The following is a 16,588-nucleotide window of genomic DNA, read 5'->3' as shown; positions in this document are numbered from 1 at the left end:
CCGGATCGTAGCTTCCCTGCGAATCGAACTCACAGCCAGGTCGTCTGATGGCACACCGAACCACGGTGTGCCTCCCACCGCCTAGCAGCGCGATAACGGCTGTACGGCGGCCTCTCGGACTCACATGGTCACGAACCGGGCATCACGACCCTTCGCCGAGGCATTGGTGCACAGGCAGATGAAACACTGGTCCCTGTGAGCACCACCGGATCCCAGCGCCCCGCGCAGGTCAGCGCCGCCCGCCGTCGCATCGTCGTCGATGCCCTGCGCCGCGGAGCCGTACCCGAGAGCGGGCTCGACCTGCTCGCCACCGGGCTCGACCGGTTCGAGGCGGCCCTCGACGCGGAACTGGACGCCGTCGCCTCCGGCGGGTCCGTGTTCAAGGCCGTGCGCGGTGAGTACGGGTCCGGCAAGACCTTCTTCACCCGCTGGCTGGGGGAGCGGGCCAAGCGTCGCAACTTCGCCGTGGCCGAGATCCAGGTCTCCGAGAACGAGACGCCACTGCACAAGCTGGAGACGGTCTACCGGCGGCTCACCGAGCGACTCACCACCTCCAGTTTCCCGCCCAGCGCCCTGCGCCCGGTCGTCGACGCCTGGTTCTACGCCTTGGAGGAGGACGCCCTCGCGGCCGGTGCCACCGAGGACGAGCTGCCCGGCGAGGTGGAGAAGCTACTTGTCGCGCGGCTCGCCGAGGTGTCCCGGCACGCCCCGTCCTTCGCCACTGCCCTGCGCGGCTACCGGGCCGCCCTTGCCGACGGCGACGAGGCGACCGCCGCGGCCGTGCTGGCGTGGCTCGGCGGCCAGCCGCACGTCGCCGCCTCCGCTCGCCGGTCCGCAGGCGTACGCGGGGACCTCGACCACTTCGGGGCGCTCGGCTTCCTGCAGGGGTTGCTCACCGTGCTGCGCGACTCCGGGCACACCGGACTCTTCGTCGTCCTCGACGAGGTGGAGACGCTTCAGCGCGTCCGCTCCGACGCCCGTGACAAGGCGCTCAACGCGCTGCGACAGCTCATCGACGAGGTCCACTCCGGCCGCTTTCCCGGCCTGTACCTCGTGATCACCGGCACGCCGGCCTTCTACGACGGGCAGCAGGGCGTCCAGCGCCTGGCCCCGCTCGCCCAGCGGCTCGCCACCGACTTCACCACCGACCCGCGCTTCGACAACCCCCGCGCGGTGCAGATCCGGCTGCCCGGCTTCACCCAGGAGTCCCTGGTCGGCCTCGGCGTCACCATCCGGGACCTGTACGCGGACGCCGCCACGTCCCCCGAGCGCGTGCGGACGGTCGTCGACGACGCCTATGTCGCGGACCTCGCGCGGGCCGTCGGCGGGGCACTGGGTGGGAAGGTCGGGGTGGCGCCCAGGCTTTTCCTGAAGAAGCTCGTCGGGGACGTGCTCGACCGCGTGGACCAGTTCGACGACTTCGACCCGCGACAGCATTACAAGCTGACGGTCGCGAGCAGTGAGCTCACCGATGTGGAACGCAACCTGGCCGCCACGGTCACCGGCGGTTCCGCGTCCGCCGACGACATCGACCTGGAGCTGTGATGGGGGACGCCGACAGCCCGGCCGGGGGAGAGGCCGACGTACTCGACCGGCTCGACCCCGTCGTCCTGCACCACATCGTCAACACCCTCGGCTGGCCCGACCTGCGCCCCCTGCAGCGGGCGGCGATCACCCCGCTCATGGACGGCGAGGACGCCGTCCTGCTGGCCCCCACGGCCGGCGGCAAGACCGAGGCCGCCTGCTTCCCGCTGCTGTCGGCGATGGCCGAACAGCGGTGGACCGGCGCTTCGGTGCTGTACCTGTGCCCCCTCAAGGCGCTCCTCAACAACCTGGTCGGCCGCGTCGACACCTACGCCCAGTGGCTGGGACGGCGCGCCGCCCTCTGGCACGGCGACACCAAGGAGTCGCAGCGGCAGCGCATCCGCACCGAGGCCCCGGACATCCTGCTGACCACGCCCGAGTCGCTCGAGGCGATGCTGATCGGCGTCAAGACCGACCACGCGCGACTGCTGGGGAGCGTACGGGCCGTCGTCGTCGACGAGGTGCACGCCTTCGCGGGTGACGACCGGGGCTGGCACCTGCTCGCCGTGCTCGAACGGCTGGAGCGGGTAACCGGCCGGCCCATCCAGCGCGTCGGGCTCTCGGCGACCGTCGGCAACCCCGAGCACCTGCTGCGCTGGCTACAGGGGGCCGGTGCCGGAAACCGCCCCGGACAGGTCGTCGCGCCGGGCGTCCACCTGCCCGCCACCGGTGCGGCCGGAAACGGGGAACAAGCCGCCGAAGTTCCCTCCCCCAGGCCCGCCGGTGAGGTGGAACTCGACTACGTGGGCTCCCTCGACAACGCCGCCAAGCTCATCGCCACCCTGCACCGGGGGGAGAAACGCCTCGTCTTCTGCGACTCGCGCCGCCAGGTCGAGGAACTGGGCGCCGCGCTCCGGGTCCGCGAGGTGACCGTCTTCCTGTCCCACGCCTCCCTCTCCGTCGACGAACGCACCCGCTCCGAGCAGGCATTCGCCGAGGCGCGCGACTGCGTCATCGTCTCCACCTCCACCCTCGAACTCGGCATCGACGTCGGCGACCTGGACCGCGTCATCCAGATCGACTCCCCGGCCTCCGTCGCCTCCTTCCTGCAGCGCATCGGCCGCACCGGCAGGCGCCCCGGCACCGTACGCAACTGCCTCTTCCTCACCACCCACAAGGACACGCTGCTCCAAGCGGCAGGGCTGCTGCTGCTGTGGTCGCGCGGCTGGGTCGAACCGGTCCTCCCGCCATCCGAGCCGCGTCACCTCGTGGCCCAGCAACTGCTCGCTGCCACCTTGCAGCAGCACAAGCTGGGCGACCAGTTGTGGGACCGGCAGTGGAACGGTCTCGTCCCCTTCGACCGGTCCGCCACCCCAATCCTGCGCTTCCTCACCGAGGAGGGCTTCCTCGACAGCGACGGCGGCATGCTGTTCGTCGGCCCCGAGGCGGAACGCCGTTTCGGCAAGAGGCACTTCATCGAGCTCACCGCGTCCTTCACCGCGCCGCCGCAGTTCACCGTGCTGTCCGGGCGCACCGAGATCGGCCGCACCGACCCGAGCGTGCTCACCGAGGAACGACCCGGCCCACGGCGCCTGCTGCTCGGCGGACGCAGTTGGCAAGTCACCTACATCGACTGGCTGCGCAAACGCGTCTTCGTCGAACCCGCCGACGGCGGAGGCGTCGCCAAGTGGATGAACGGAGGCATTGCCGGGCTGTCATACGCCCTCACCCGCGCCATGCGTGAAGTACTGCTGGGCGCGACCCCGCCCGTCTCCCTCACCCGACGCGCCGAGGCGTGCCTGGCCGAACAGCGCGAGACCGACGCCCCCGACACCGTGCACCCGGGCGGCACCCTGATCACGCGCGTCGGCAGCGACGTGCGCTGGTGGACCTGGGCCGGTTACCGCGCCAACGCCACTCTCGCCGCCACCCTCCCGTCGGTCGCCGACCCCCTGCAACGCCCCACCGACTGCTGGCTGCGCCTGCGTAAGGACCTCACCCCGGCCGACTGGCGCGCGGCCCGCGAGAACGTCGGCGAGAACCTGGTCCTGCCCGACGTGGACCCCCGGGCCGTACGCGGCCTGAAGTTCTCCGCCGCCCTCCCGGAACGCCTCGCCGTCGCCACGGTCGCGGCCCGCCTGGCCGACCTCGAGAGCGCCCGCGCAGTGCTCAGGGAACCCGTACGCTTCCAGCACGGTGGCTGAACCGGACGATCCAGCAGGAACAGGCCCGCGATACTGCGTCTGCCGTGTACGCCGTCACGTACGGATGCGTTGCTCGTCACGGACCATCGACATGGTCCACGGACGGATGCGACACTTCGCCACGAGTGGCCTCAAGGCGGTATCACCGCAGGTGGAAGGCTTCGCGCGCGCAGCAAGGAGACGGCCTTCGATGACCCCGGCCATCTTGGGATTCGACGAAGAGGACACCCGCGGACGACCAAGGAGAGATCCTCGTGATGGTCGACGGCGACACACCCGTGAACGAGCCGTTGCTGTCCGCGCTGGTTGCCGGTGCCGATCTGTCACCGCACGGCCTCCACCGACACATCCGCCACAGCCTGGGCAGGGAGCGCGTACCGGGCACGTCCCTCGAGATGCACTGGCGCATGGAGGTCTTCCGGCTCCACCAGCTCTGGCGTCACCGCTGATCACGTATCCGCCGACAACCGCCGGCCCGTTGCAAGGAGCTCACCGGTGCCACCCCGCTTCGAGACAGCCCGCTTCCATGTCGAGTCAGGCCCCGACTCCCTCTTCGCACGGGTCCGGCACATCCTGAGCGAACCGATACGGCTGAAGGCCCACGGCAGGCATGTGACCGATCGACTGGAGCAGCGAGGTGCACCCCTGGACATGTTGACCCGCTTCGAACCGGAAAGTTGGGAGCTGGTCTCGGCCGAGGTGCGTACAGACACCGGGAAGTGGGTGAAGTCGACCTGGCGGGTACGGGCGGACGAGCGGTTCTGGTGGGTAGTGGTCGGACTCGGTAACGCGCTCGTCACCGTGATCGACGTGGATCCACGGCGCCGGGGCATGGGGGAGGACATCGTCACCGGAGGGCCTCTGTACGCACGGGTCGACGCCGTCAACGCGGAACTCATGCGCACCGCATGACAGATGCGCGCGGCCCGCGCAGGGTGGTGAGCCGGCTGCTGGGAGGCCCAACGGGGGGCTGCGGAGGCATCTTCTCTTCTTATGAGGGTTCTGGCACGGTATGAGCGCAGCGTCACGGACAGGGTGTTCCGACCAGGCGATCAGTTGCTTGCGCCGCCCGTGTCGCGCAGGGTGTTGTGCAACGGTGCGGCGCCGAAGAGCTGCTGGACATCGTCGAGTTGGGTGCGTGCGCGATCTGCGGCGGAGTCTCGGGCAGTGTCGTCCGACTCCTGGTGGACCACGATCTCGTTGCGCGCCGCGGAGATCACCCGGGCGGGATCGAGAGTGTCACCCTCGTGCGCGCCAGGGATATTGAGCGCGAAACGGCGCAGTAGTTGCCAGGCTGCATCGGACGGCGGATGACCAGCTGTGTTGAGACGCTGGATCTGCTCGGCCGTACCGATGGCATGGGTGAGGAAGTCCATACGTGGACTGAGCGGTCCCATGATGCGCCGCGGAAGCGGCCACACCGACACGGCCAGCAGGCCACGTGCGGGTGTGAGCCGGTCGTGTGTGAGGGCGGCGCAGATGTAGTACGGCCGGGCGTATCCCTGGGCAGTGAAGGATCGTTCCTCGTCACGGCGGAGGGAGGCGAGCTTGGTCGCGACGAGGGGTTTGCCGAAGAACGCCTCGTATGCAGAGGAGATGAGCTTCGGAGAGGCCGGGGCGCCGAGTAAGGTGAGGGCTTGATGCACCTGCTCACGGATCGGCACTGCTGCCTGAGTGGAACGTTTCTCTCGTGGTGCCGACCGTGATGGGGGCGCCGTTGCTCGCGTTCCCGGCGGGGTGAGGGGGCGTAGTGCGATCTGCTGTTCCCCAGGCGCGGCGTCGGCTGCTACCTCGACGTCCAACGCGTGCTCCCATGCGACCTCCACCTTGCGTAGCTCGCCGCGGATATGGGCGACGGCGGTGGTGTCACGGGCGCGACGGGCCTCGCGTAGCTGGGCGCGCAGCTGCGCAAGCTGCTGCTCCAAGTCTTCCAGTGACGAGGTCATGCATGCAGCATACCGATCTCGCCATTGACTTCCAAGGTGATCCAATGTTTTCCAAAAAATGAGGACGAATCCGCTCGGGTGAGCGCTATTCCTCCTTTGAGTGATGGATAGTGCGCCTTGGACTGAACCGGCTTCAGCGTGGTCGGGTCCCAGCGGACCGGGACCCGACACTCACCGTCACGCGCTGATGAGCAGGGACTCCAGGGCCTTCGCCGTTTCCGGATGGCGAGCCGTGAGCGCGGCACCTCCCGGCGAGGACGGACCGGCCGCCGCCACCCAGCCGCCGTCGCAGCCGAGCAGCCCCGCCACCGCGTCGCACGCCGCCGGGTGCGCGGCCAGCAGCGCCGTGCCGGACGGAGCGGGGGCGTCGGGCCGTGTCCACCCGTCGTCGCAGCCCAGCAGTTCCGCGACCGCGTCGCACGCCGCCGGGTGCGCCGTGAGCAGTGCCGCGCCACGGGGGACAGCGGGCACGGGCTCGGCAGCGAACGGGTTCGTCTCCGGCATCCGCCACGGCGGCACCCACGCGTCCAGTTCCGCCAGCCGGCCCGGGAAGATCCGGCCGGCCTCGCGGACCAGCAGAGGAGCGAGGTCCGCCGCGCCGGAGCGCAGGGTGGTGATCAGCAGCGGCAGCCACGGCAGCAGCACCGTGTCCGGCAGGCGTCCGAACGCGTTCGACACCGCCTCCACGACCACGTCCGCCAGTCCCGGCACGGGCCCCAGCGCGTGCACGAAGCCGCTGAGGTAGCGCGGATAGGCGGGCACCACCAGCGGGTTGTCCAGCAGCCCGTCGCACCGCGCCCGCAGTTCGGCCCGGGACAGGGTGCCGAGCTGCACCTGCGCCGCCCACAGCAGGGCCGTCTTCGCCGGGTCGTCGGGGTGGGACTGGGCGACCGCGAGCTCCAGCTGGGTCCGGTCGCAGCCCAGCGACAGCGCCAGACCCTCCATACCGAACAGGAAGCCGAGCATCGCCGCGACCTGCCCCACCGTTGCGTCCTCGTCCTGGAACGCCGTCGGCAGCAGCGTGCAGTAGTGGGCGTAACCGGTCTTGACGAACGACTCGATCCACGCCGGCAGCACCGGCTCACCGGTGCGGTGGTACGCCAGCAGCGCACGCACCCGGCGCAGCACCTCCGGCGCCCCGTCGACACTCCGCTCGGCGGCGAGCACCTTCAGCGCGTGCGTGCCGAGTTCGTCGGCGAGCCGGTGGCCGCCCAGGTACAGGAGCGCGTCCTCGACGGCCGCCAGTACGGTCGCCGTGGTCGCCTGCGGCCCGTACGCGTCGCGCCGCAGCCGCTGCTCCAGGACCTGCTCGAGGCTGACGCCCTCGTAGCCCAGCTCGATCAGGGCCCGCTGGTGCGTTCCGAGCGCCAGGTCCCACGACTCCTGGATCGACCGCTCACCCAGTCGCCGTTCACCCATGATCGGCCGTGCCGCGCCCTGCGGCAGCAGACGCCGCAGCATCCACAGCACGTCGGAGCACGCCCGCAGTTCCGGCCGGGAGGCCATGTCCAGCAGCGCCCGGCGCACCCCGCGCTGCTCGAGCCTCAGCTCCAGCGGTGCGAGCCGGTCGTACACATCGCGGGCGAGCGGCGGCAGCGAGTCGTACCCGACCTGCCCGATCCGGTCGCCGCCCATCATGATCTCGACGAGGCGCCGCACGTCCCGCCGTCCCGGGACGCTGTCCTTCTCGATGCAGGTGACGGCGGCGTCCTGGAAGTCGTACGGCGTCGGCTTGGCCCGGTCCCGCATGCCGGCGAGCAGGATCGACGTCTCGAAGACGGCGATGGCGTCGGCGGTCGAGGCGAGATAGCCGTTGCGCCGGGCCGCCCGCACGATCTCCACCGACCAGCCGAGCAGTTCGGCCTCGTCGAGCCCGTCGAGCACGGGCGGCCTGCGGAGGAAGCCCGACAGCCTGTCCGCGGCGGCACCGGACGGCGGAGCGGGCACGACGGCCGCCCTCTTGCCCGCGGACTTCTTCCTCCCGGCCTGCCCCTGAAGCACGTACGGCTTCACCCGGGTCCGCTTCAGGCCCTTCGCCCACTCCGTCGCCGCGATCGACACCGAGCCCGCGGCGAGGCCGAACTGCGCCTCGATCGCCGCGTGACTGGACGGGATCAGCCCGTACTGCCAGGTGGTGGCGGTGCGCGGGGAGATCGTGAACGTGTCCGAACGGCCCCGCACGCCGAACTCCTCGACGCGGCTGGCCGCGTGGAACGCCCCGCACACGTACAGGCAGTCCTCCGGGTCCGTGCCGCTCGCCGCCAGGTGCTCGCGCATCCGGGTCCACATGTACCGCTCGCGGTCCTCGTCCACCCGGAGCCGGGACCCCTCACCGGGGGCGAGCCGCCGGAACAGGCTGCCGATGAGGAACATGACCTGGCGGTAGGTGTCGTGGTCGCTGTCCCCGAGGGGGACCTCGACGTACTGGTGCCACCACTCCGACCAGTGCCGCACCCTGCCGTGGCGCAGCAGGTGCTCCTCCAGCTCCGCGAAGCGCGGCCGCAGGTCGCCGATCCCGACGCCGACGGCCTCGCCGTGCAGCGCGGTCCCGGCCTCCTCCGGAGGCTCGGACCCCTCCTCGGCCCGCTCGTCCCTCCGGTCCCACTGGAAGACGTGGTCCGACGAGTGGTCGACGAGGACCAGTTCGACGCCCGGGGTGTCCAGGGCGTACGCGATCGCCTGGTACTCGGCGGACGCCTCCGTGATCGGCGCCACCACCGACAGCGGGGCCCAGTCGGCCGGGAAGCCGTCGACGTCACCGGCGAACGCCTGCACCGCCACCGGGAGCCGGCAGTTGCGCAGCTCGGTCAGGAGCGGCGCCATGTCCTCGCACAGCTCCAGGTACACCACCTTGGGCTGCTTCTCGCGCAGCCGGCGGGCCATGGCGAGCGCCGACGCGGGGGAGTGGTGACAGACGGGGAAGATCTCCAGCGGCTCTCGCACCGCCCGGTCGACGTCGTCGACCATCCCGAGGAGGATGCCCTCCAGCGCGTCGGGCCCGCCCGCGAACGTGGCGGCGGCGTCCTGGAGCCGGCCGCGCAGCCCGGCGAACACGCCGCTCTCGTGGGCCCTGCTCATGACAGGGTGGCGATCGCGTCGCGGCCGCCCTCGAGGAACTCGGGCCAGGAGCCGCCCTCCTCCTTGCTGCGCGGCTCGACGACACCGTGCAGGTACTTGTTGAGGATGGCCAGGTCCTCGGGCTCGCGCCGGGTGAGCGAGCCGACCAGCGAGGAGGCGAGGGCGCGGGCGGTCAGGGTGCGCTCACCGAAGAAGTTGCTGTGCAGGACCGCGTCCTCCAGCACGCCGATCTGCTCGGCCGTGGACAGCGCGGACTCCAGCTTCTCGTCGTCGCTGCCGGCCGCCGCGGCGGAGGCGCGCAGGTCGGCGAAGCTCTGCAGCAGCACGTCCAGCAGGGTCGGCGGCACGTCCAGCTCGATCGAGTGCCGGCGCAGCAGCTCCTCGGTGCGGAAGCGGACGATCTCCGCCTCGCTCCTCTTGTTCGTCACCACCGGGATGCGGACGAAGTTGAAGCGCCGCTTCAGCGCGGACGAGAGGTCGTTGACGCCCCGGTCGCGGCTGTTGGCCGTGGCGATGATCGAGAAGCCGGGCCTGGCGAACACGATGTTGTCGTCGCCGCCGCCGCTCTCCAGCTCGGGAACGGAGATGTACTTCTCGGACAGGATCGAGATCAGCGCGTCCTGCACGTCGCTCGTGGAACGGGTCAGCTCCTCGAAACGGCCGATGGCGCCCGCCTCCATCGCGGTCATGATCGGCGAGGGGATCATCGACTCCCGCGACTGGCCCTTGGCGATGACCATCGACACGTTCCACGAGTACTTGATGTGGTCCTCGGTGGTGCCGGCCGTGCCCTGCACCACCAGCGTGGAGTTGCGGCTGATCGCCGCGGACAGCAGCTCGGCCAGCCAGCTCTTGCCCGTGCCGGGGTCACCGATGAGCAGCAGGCCGCGGTCGGAGGCGAGGGTGACGATCGACCGCTCCACGAAGCTGCGGTCGCCGAACCACTTCTGCGACACCTCCCGGTCCAGTCCGTCGGCCCGCTCGGAGCCGAGGATGAACAGCCGGACCATCTTCGGGGAGAGCCGCCACGAGAACGGCTTGGGGTTGTCGTCGATCGACTCCAGCCAGTCGAGCTCCTCGGCGTACTTGATCTCGGCGGGGGCGCGCAGCAGGTCGGACATGAGGGGAAGGCCTTTCCGTACGGTGATCACAACGAGGGTGCGGTCGGTGATCAGGTGAGGAACGTCTTGAGTTCGTGCACGAGCTTCTTGATGTGGCCGGAGATCACCGGCGTGCCGAGGTCCTTGAACTTCTCCCGGAACCACGGGTTGACGCTGCCGCGCCCGGAGCTGGTCACCGAACCCACCGGGATGAACTTCGCCCCCGAGCGGTGGACGGCGGCCATGCTCTCGAACAGCTCGTCCGTGCGCCATTCGTAGAAGTCGGAGATCCACACCACGACGGTGTTGCGCGGCTCGGCGATCTTCGGCCGGGCGAGCGCCATGGCGACGGTGCCGTCGGTGCCGCCGCCGAGCTTGGTCCGCAGCAGCGTCTCGAACGGGTCGTGCGCCCAGGGCGTGAGGTCCAGCGCCTGCGTGTCGTACGCGATCAGGTGGACGTCCACCTTCGGCAGCCCGGCGAAGATGGACGCCAGGATGGTGCAGTTGACCATCGAGTCCACCATCGAGCCCGACTGGTCCACGACCACGATCAGCCGCTGGGGCGTCGTCCTGCGGCTGGTGTGCCGGTAGTAGAGCCGGTCGACGTAGAGCCGCTCCTCCTCCGGGTCCCAGTTGGTGAGGTTCTTCCAGATGGTGCGGTCGAGGTCGAGGTTGCGGTAGACGCGCTTGGGCGGGACGGACCGGTCGAGTTCACCGACCGTGGCCTTCTCCACCTGCGTGCGCAGCACTTCGGTGACCTCGTCGACGTAACGCCGGATCAGTGCCTTGGCGTTGGCGAGGGCGACACCGGAGAGGTTGTTCTTGTCGCGCAGCAACTGCTCGATCAGCGACATGCTCGGCGTCAGCCGGGAGGCCAGCGCGGGGTCGGCCAGCACCTCACGCAGGTGCATGCGCTTGACGAGACCGGCCTCGATGGAGCCCAGCTCCGGCCCGATCTCCGGGATCAGCCGGCTGAGGTCGGGCGCGGGGCCGCCGAAGCCGGTGCCGGTCGGGCCGACGCCCCCTCCGGCTCCCCGGGGGCGTCCGCCGCGCAGCTCACCGGGCCGGCAGCCCAGCGCCCGCTCCAGCCGGCCCGCGTCCGACTGCCAGCGAGCCAGTTGCTCGGCGGTGACGGTGCCCGAGCCGGACGCGAAGACGTTCAGCAGCACCTTCGAGGCGAGCGCCGCGCGCCGCACCTCGGCGGCCCGGTCCCGCGCACCGTCCTCGTCCGGCGCGGGCGTCATCAGCCCGTCGAACTCGGCGGCCAGCTCCGGGTGCCGCTGCACGACGGAGTCGACGGACGCCTGCGGATCCAGCAGCGCGGCCGGCAGGCCGACGTCCTCGACCACGGCCAGACTCGCGGACTCCAGGCCGGCCTGCTCCTCGTGGTCGAAGAGCCGGGCCAGCAGCCGCCAGTACAGCACCTGCCGCCGGTTCTCGTCCGGATCGGGTGCGGGGACCCCCGCGATGGTCGGCTCGCTCATTTCCGCAGCAGCCTTCCGGCGCGCTCGCGCAGCACGGTCACGGCGTCGGTGGCGGCCTTCTCGGCGCGCACGCCGGCCTTGTCGGCCGTACCCCCGGCCCAGGCCCCGGCGTGCACGGCGACGGTCCTCTTCCGCACCGTCCGCTCCACGGCGAGCGGCTGGAGCAGGAACTCCCCGTCGTCCCAGCGCAGCAGCCCGACGCACGCCCCGGACGAGGCGACGACCTCGGGGGTGAGCGGACCGGCGGCCGGAACCCGGTCGGTGTCGACGGCGAGACGCTGCCCGGCCACCCGGAACGCCACCCCGTGCCCGTCCTCCTCCACGGCGTACCCCTCCAGCAGGACGGGCACGGCGATCCGGGCCGGATGCCGGTCGAGCGGAGCGGTCGCGAAGGCGGTGGCGGCGGGCAGCGCCACCCGCGCGGTGGCGAAGACCTCGGCGGGTTCGCCCCTGCGGGCCCGTGCGTCGTCCCAGACCAGATCGCCCTCACCGGTGACGGGCATCGCGTCGAGGTCCATGGCGTGCCCCTCGCCCACGGCGGCCAGCAGGGACAGGTGCGGCCGGAGCAACTGCCACAGCCCCGCCCCGACGACGGTGTCGGGCTTCGGCGTGGACACCGAGGCCCGCACCAGCCTCGGCGTGCCACCGTCCGCCGGCTCGAACACCGCGTGCACCTGGGCCTGTACGGCGGTGGCGTGCTCCTGCACGTCGACACCGAGGGGCAGCAGACGCCCGGTCGCCTCGCCGGCCGCGGGGGCGGACGCCGCGCCGGGCAGGGTCAGCAGCAGGGCGCGCGACCACAGGTCCGCCCACCGGCGTACGGGAACGTGCTCCAGGGACGCCCCGGGACAGGAGGCGGCGAGTTCGGCGGCGAAGCCGTCGAGCAGCGTGGCCAGGCGGCGCAGTGCCGGGTCGGGCAGCATGGCGGACACGACGGGCGCGGCGCCGGCGACCAGCTCGTGGTCGATGCCGTGCCAGCCGGCCCGCGCGAGATCGCAGAGCCAGCCACGGGCGGCGGCGTGCAGGTTGACCGCGTGCTCCGCCGCGCCGGACGCGGCCGTGCCGCTCTCCGCGGCCCGCGCCCGCCCGACGGCCTCCTCGGCCCGCAGGACGAGCGCGTCGTGCACGGAGCCGAGCAGCGCGGTGCGCGCGGCCGCGAGTGCCACGAAGTGGTCCTCGCCCGCGGCCCCGGCGGCCGTCTTCTCGGCCGCCTCGGCGGCCCGCGCCGCCAGCGGCGACCCGGCGACGGCCGCGGCGAGAGCGGCCAGCCCGCCCGCCCGGGCGGGCTGCGGACGCAGCAGACCGGCGACGAGGGCCTCGTCGAACCCGTCCACGGCGGCGAGGGCCTCGTCGAGCCCGTCGACGGTGTCGTGCAGCAGATCGGCACGCATCACGCCACCGCCCTCGTCGTCGGGAACCACTGCATCTCGGGCAACGGGGCGGTGGTCGGCTCGAATTCGAGATAGGCCAGGTGCCGCAGGAACCGGCTGAACACCTGCGCCGCGGCCGAACCGCCGTCCTGCGCGGGCCGCGTGGCGGTCATCGCGCGGGTGACGGAGTCCCCGTCGGGCGCCTCCCCGTCGACCTCGACCTTCAGGTACCGGGCCACCCGTTCGGCGCCGTACTGCAGCACGGCCTCACCGACGAGCGCGCGTATGTGGTTGCAGAACCCTCCGCGCGCCCCGCCGCAGGGCCGGTTGTTGTTGGTGCTGCACGCGAACGCGTACGTCCCCGCCCCGACGGACGACACGTACACCCGCCCGATGTCCGACCCGCTGGACACCACGCCCTGCAACCGTCCGTCGGCCAGCTCCACGAACGGCACCTTCGCGAGCTTCCGCGGCAGCGCGGGCGGCACCACCCGCGCCGTGCTCGACTTCTCCCGGACCGACAACGCACCATCTCCCATGCATGCGAAAGGGGACGTCAACGCCAGAGCGGCGCAACGGGATCAAGCTATCGGCGGCCACTGACAACGCCCCCGGCGCGGGACGGGCGCGGGGGCGGCGGGCGGGACGATCATCGTTGACGTCGTCAACGGCCGACTTTCATTGATGCGCGACCGGGGCGCTGTGTACCGTAGTCGGTATGCCACAGACCCCGGCCACACCGGCTGACCCGTTGGTCACCGGTTCCGAGATCGCCCGTATCGCGGGTGTCACCCGTGCCGCCGTGTCGAACTGGCGGCGGCGGTACGACGACTTCCCGGCGCCCGTCGGCGGCGGCGCCAACAGTCCGCTCTTCGACCTGGCCGAGGTGCGGGCCTGGCTGGACAAGCAGAGCAAGGGGCAGGACGTCACCGACGAGGTCCAGTTGTGGCAGGTGCTGCGGGGGGCCTACGGCGACGACATCCTCGGCGGGATCGCGGACATCGCGCAGGCCCTCGCCGACCCCGGCGGGGAGGCGCCGGCCGCGCTGCCCGAGCAGGCGGTCCGGCTCGCCCGTCACATGGCCGGCGGCGGTTCCGCCGCGGACGTGGTGAACGGCCTCGCCGAGCGTTTCACGGAGTCCGTGCGCCGTGCGGGTTCGGACCAGGTGACCTCGCCCCGGGTGGTCCGGGCCGTCCGGCACTTCGCGGGTGAGGTGGCGGCCGACGCGGTGCTGTTCGACCCGGCCTGCGGAATCGGTACCCTCCTGCTCGCCGTCGGCGCCGGGCGGGGCGCCGGGCGGTGCGGCCAGGAAGCGGACGCCCGCAGCGCGCGGCTCGCGCAGGCGCGGGCCGACCTCGCGGGACACGCCCGTACCGAGATCGAGCGGGGTGACTCCCTGCGCGCGGACGCGTGGCCCGACCTCAAGGCCGACCTCGTCGTCTGCGACCCGCCGGTCAGCGACACCGACTGGGGGCGGGAGGAACTCCTCCTCGACCCCCGCTGGGAGCTCGGCACCCCCTCCCGCGCGGAGGGCGAACTCGCCTGGCTCCAGCACGCCTACGCGCACACCGCGCCCGGTGGCCGTCTCATCATGGTCATGCCCGCCTCGGTGGCCTACCGCAAGGCCGGCCGCCGCATCCGGGCCGAGCTCGTCCGCCGGGGCATCCTCACCCAGGTCACCGCGCTGGCCCCGGGCACGGCCGCCGCGCACTCCCTCCCCGTGCACCTGTGGCATCTGCGGCGCCCGCGGACACCGGACGACGCGGCCACCGTCGTACGCATGGTGGACCTCACGTCCAACGACCCGGACGACCCCCTGGAGCCGCGGCCCCAGCAGATCACCGAAGTCCCCCAGATCGACCTGCTCGACGACCTGGTCGACCTCACCCCGAGCCGTCACGTCGAGGAGTCCCACCGCGACTACGTGACCGAGTACGACACCTTGCGCCAGGAGCTGACCGAACAGGTGCGGCGCCTGGCCGAGCTCCTCCCCGTTCTGGTCGCCGGCGAGGGCGCCGGCGCCCTGGACGGCCCCAGCGTCGGCGTCGCCGACCTGATCAGGGCCGGGCTGGTCGAGTACGCGGACCCGGAACCGGTCTCGGTCAGCGACCAGCTCGACACGGACTTCCTCCAGGGCTTCCTGCACAGCGCCGCCAACAGCCGCCGCTCCACCACCGTCAGCGGCACCTTCCGGCTCGACAGCAAGGGCGCCCGCATCCCGCAGATGGACATCACCGCGCAGCGCGCGTACGGGGCGGCCTTCCACGCGCTGCGCGAGTTCGAGGAGCGGTCGCGGCGGGTCGCGGAACTCAGCCGGCAGATCGCGGCACTGGCGCGGGACGGACTCGGCAACGGTGCGCTGAAACCCGGCACCTGACACCTTCGTGTCGAAAACGTGTACGCGCATCCCCCGGGTCTCTGGCACCATGAGTCGCTGCACCGATGCGTCTTCACGCGGGCCGAGCGTCCTGACCGAAGGGGATTCCATGGCGGACTGGATCTACATCCTCGATCCGCGCAGGGACACGCTGGACGGGGAACCGTCCGACCAGGAGACGATGCTGCGACTGGCGGAAGAGGAACCGGAGCTGGAACTCTGGCTCAGCCGCCGCAACCGCATGGGGCCGGGCGACCGCCTCTGGTTCTTCTTCGCGCCGCCCCGGTCGGCGGTCGCCGCGGTGGCCGAGGTCGACGCGGAGCCCCGGCCGGACGACGAGGACCCCGGTGCCCCCTTCCTGGTCCCCGTGACCCTGCTGACCGAGGCGACGAAGGCGCTGTACCGCGACCCGGTGCGCCGCGAGGAACTGGGCCTGGGCCAGGTGAGATCGGTACAGAAGGTGAAACCGGAGGCCCTGCCGGTCCTGCTGGCACGGGCGGGACTGTAGCGCGGCGCGGCCCGCCGGGGGAGCCGGGTGGCGGCACGGCCACCCGTGACGCGGAGAAGCCGGATCCGACGCGGAGAAGCCGGATCTCCTGACGGGCGGCGCCGTACGGATGACCACGCGCAGGCCCGCACCGGGGACGATCGGGACGCCGCGGTCGAGCACGACGTCACCGGCCTCCGGATGCCCGACGGCCCCGTGTCCGCTCGTGTGCCGGGCGGCCGTCTCCGTGGCCCGGTACCGGGCGAAGGCCGTCCGGCTCTCCTCAGCCGCGTGCCCGGAGGTACGCCTCCAGCTCGGCCGCCCCGCTCAGCATGGCCCGTCCGCGGGCGGACAGCCGGCCGTGCCAGTCGCGCAGCGCGCCCTCCAACGGCTCCAGCCCGCCGGCCGCCCGCACCTGCGCGATCAGCGGGGCGATCTGCTCCAGCAGGTAGCCCCCGCGCCTGAGCTGGTGGGCCAGCCGCGCGTCGCGCACATCGGCCTCGTCGTAGACGCGGTACCCGGTCAGCGGGTCGCGGCGCGGCCGCACGAGCCCGGCCTCCTCCCACTTGCGCAGCGTCGCCGGCCGGATGCCGAGCTCCCCGGCCAGCGGTCCGATGAACGTGCGGCGGGGGCGGGGCGCCACGGTGTCCGCGGGGGGCGGGAGGTCGCGCAGGGCGCTCTCCACGGCCCGAAGCGTCTCCCGGTCGCGGAGCAGTTGGGCGTGGCTCCCGTCGATCAGGCGGAACGCCTCGTCGGCGGCGCCCCGGTTCACCGCCTGCATGACCGCCGTCGCCGTCCGGTGACCGTGCCCGGGCACCAGGGCGAGGAACGCGCGCAGGGCACGTGCGTGCAGCGGGGTGTAGGTGCGATAGCCGGTCGCCGTGCGGCCGGCGGCGGGGAGGATGCCGGCCTCCTCGTAGTTCCTGACGGCCTGCGTGGACAGACCGTGCCGCCGTGCCAGGTCGACCGGTCTGAGTTTCTCACCGCTTTGAAGGTTGCGCCCCACACGGCGCACGAT

General features: G+C 72.0%; 13 protein-coding genes. 6 read left to right on the top strand and 7 right to left on the bottom strand.

The features are described from left to right. Nucleotides 1-195 precede the first annotated feature (195 nt). The 4 genes from brxD (at nucleotide 196) to ACFY3N_RS14775 (ending at nucleotide 4,640) form a co-directional block, all read left to right on the top strand. Entirely contained in the window at nucleotides 196-1,545 is a 1,350-nt protein-coding gene (brxD, locus tag ACFY3N_RS14790; RefSeq protein WP_390817053.1) for a BREX system ATP-binding protein BrxD, read from the top strand. Continuing rightward, nucleotides 1,545-3,728, top strand: a complete 2,184-nt coding sequence (locus ACFY3N_RS14785) for a DEAD/DEAH box helicase (protein ID WP_390817052.1) — start codon at nucleotides 1,545-1,547, stop codon at nucleotides 3,726-3,728. Before brxD ends, ACFY3N_RS14785 begins: the two co-directional genes overlap by 1 nt. 257 nt (nucleotides 3,729-3,985) lie before the next feature. Then, nucleotides 3,986-4,177 carry a hypothetical protein gene (locus ACFY3N_RS14780; RefSeq protein ID WP_390817051.1) on the top strand — a complete coding sequence of 64 codons (192 nt, stop codon included), beginning with the start codon at nucleotides 3,986-3,988 and terminating at the stop codon, nucleotides 4,175-4,177. A 202-nt stretch (nucleotides 4,178-4,379) separates the two neighbouring features. Beyond that, nucleotides 4,380-4,640, top strand: coding sequence for a hypothetical protein (locus tag ACFY3N_RS14775; protein ID WP_390817050.1), 261 nt, complete (start codon nucleotides 4,380-4,382; stop codon nucleotides 4,638-4,640). 140 nt (nucleotides 4,641-4,780) lie between these two features. Here ACFY3N_RS14775 and ACFY3N_RS14770 read toward each other — a convergent pair whose 3' ends face one another. From ACFY3N_RS14770 to ACFY3N_RS14745, 6 genes are all read right to left on the bottom strand, one after another. Beyond that, entirely contained in the window at nucleotides 4,781-5,674 is an 894-nt protein-coding gene (locus ACFY3N_RS14770; protein WP_390817049.1) for a hypothetical protein, read from the bottom strand. A 177-nt stretch (nucleotides 5,675-5,851) separates the two neighbouring features. Beyond that, complete coding sequence (locus tag ACFY3N_RS14765; RefSeq protein WP_390817048.1) at nucleotides 5,852-8,752, bottom strand: hypothetical protein; 2,901 nt, start codon at nucleotides 8,750-8,752, stop codon at nucleotides 5,852-5,854. Beyond that, nucleotides 8,749-9,873 carry an AAA family ATPase gene (locus tag ACFY3N_RS14760; RefSeq protein ID WP_390817047.1) on the bottom strand — a complete coding sequence of 375 codons (1,125 nt, stop codon included), beginning with the start codon at nucleotides 9,871-9,873 and terminating at the stop codon, nucleotides 8,749-8,751. Before ACFY3N_RS14760 ends, ACFY3N_RS14765 begins: the two co-directional genes overlap by 4 nt. 50 nt (nucleotides 9,874-9,923) lie before the next feature. Beyond that, a complete protein-coding gene (locus tag ACFY3N_RS14755; RefSeq protein WP_390817046.1) occupies nucleotides 9,924-11,336 on the bottom strand; it encodes a VWA domain-containing protein in 1,413 nt (470 codons plus the stop codon). Next, on the bottom strand, nucleotides 11,333-12,727 hold the full coding sequence (locus tag ACFY3N_RS14750; RefSeq protein ID WP_390817045.1) for a hypothetical protein: 1,395 nt from the start codon (nucleotides 12,725-12,727) through the stop codon (nucleotides 11,333-11,335). The genes ACFY3N_RS14755 and ACFY3N_RS14750 overlap by 4 nt, the downstream gene beginning before the upstream one ends. Further along, on the bottom strand, nucleotides 12,727-13,245 hold the full coding sequence (locus ACFY3N_RS14745; protein WP_390817044.1) for a hypothetical protein: 519 nt from the start codon (nucleotides 13,243-13,245) through the stop codon (nucleotides 12,727-12,729). Before ACFY3N_RS14745 ends, ACFY3N_RS14750 begins: the two co-directional genes overlap by 1 nt. 179 nt (nucleotides 13,246-13,424) lie before the next feature. Here ACFY3N_RS14745 and ACFY3N_RS14740 point away from each other — a divergent pair, with 179 nt between their 5' ends. Both ACFY3N_RS14740 and ACFY3N_RS14735 read left to right on the top strand, forming a co-directional pair. Beyond that, the gene (locus ACFY3N_RS14740) at nucleotides 13,425-15,083 is read left to right on the top strand and encodes an N-6 DNA methylase (RefSeq protein ID WP_390817043.1); all 1,659 of its coding nucleotides are present in this window, start codon (nucleotides 13,425-13,427) and stop codon (nucleotides 15,081-15,083) included. Between the two features lie 109 nt (nucleotides 15,084-15,192). Beyond that, nucleotides 15,193-15,591: a hypothetical protein gene (locus ACFY3N_RS14735; protein WP_390817042.1), complete on the top strand. Its 399-nt coding sequence runs from the start codon at nucleotides 15,193-15,195 to the stop codon at nucleotides 15,589-15,591. Between the two features lie 262 nt (nucleotides 15,592-15,853). On the opposite strand, the gene ACFY3N_RS14730 is transcribed toward ACFY3N_RS14735, so the two are convergent. Then, nucleotides 15,854-16,576, bottom strand: coding sequence for a TioE family transcriptional regulator (locus ACFY3N_RS14730; RefSeq protein WP_390817041.1), 723 nt, complete (start codon nucleotides 16,574-16,576; stop codon nucleotides 15,854-15,856). Between the last annotated feature and the right edge of the window lie 12 nt (nucleotides 16,577-16,588).

Source organism: Streptomyces sp. NPDC000348 (assembly GCF_042898795.1).
GTDB lineage: Bacteria > Actinomycetota > Actinomycetes > Streptomycetales > Streptomycetaceae > Streptomyces.
Note: the sequence above shows the minus strand (reverse complement) of the source record. Positions and strands in the feature narration are given on the sequence as shown.

Excerpts from the sequence above, each read along its gene's own strand:
- ACFY3N_RS14785 (WP_390817052.1), top strand. The coding sequence starts at position 1,545 with ATGGGGGACGCCGACAGCCCGGCCGGGGGAGAGGCCGACGTACTCGAC.
- ACFY3N_RS14780 (WP_390817051.1), top strand. The coding sequence starts at position 3,986 with ATGGTCGACGGCGACACACCCGTGAACGAGCCGTTGCTGTCCGCGCTG.
- ACFY3N_RS14775 (WP_390817050.1), top strand. The coding sequence starts at position 4,380 with ATGTTGACCCGCTTCGAACCGGAAAGTTGGGAGCTGGTCTCGGCCGAG.
- ACFY3N_RS14770 (WP_390817049.1), bottom strand. The coding sequence starts at position 5,674 with ATGACCTCGTCACTGGAAGACTTGGAGCAGCAGCTTGCGCAGCTGCGC.
- ACFY3N_RS14765 (WP_390817048.1), bottom strand. The coding sequence starts at position 8,752 with ATGAGCAGGGCCCACGAGAGCGGCGTGTTCGCCGGGCTGCGCGGCCGG.
- ACFY3N_RS14760 (WP_390817047.1), bottom strand. The coding sequence starts at position 9,873 with ATGTCCGACCTGCTGCGCGCCCCCGCCGAGATCAAGTACGCCGAGGAG.
- ACFY3N_RS14755 (WP_390817046.1), bottom strand. The coding sequence starts at position 11,336 with ATGAGCGAGCCGACCATCGCGGGGGTCCCCGCACCCGATCCGGACGAG.
- ACFY3N_RS14750 (WP_390817045.1), bottom strand. The coding sequence starts at position 12,727 with ATGCGTGCCGATCTGCTGCACGACACCGTCGACGGGCTCGACGAGGCC.
- ACFY3N_RS14745 (WP_390817044.1), bottom strand. The coding sequence starts at position 13,245 with ATGGGAGATGGTGCGTTGTCGGTCCGGGAGAAGTCGAGCACGGCGCGG.
- ACFY3N_RS14740 (WP_390817043.1), top strand. The coding sequence starts at position 13,425 with ATGCCACAGACCCCGGCCACACCGGCTGACCCGTTGGTCACCGGTTCC.
- ACFY3N_RS14735 (WP_390817042.1), top strand. The coding sequence starts at position 15,193 with ATGGCGGACTGGATCTACATCCTCGATCCGCGCAGGGACACGCTGGAC.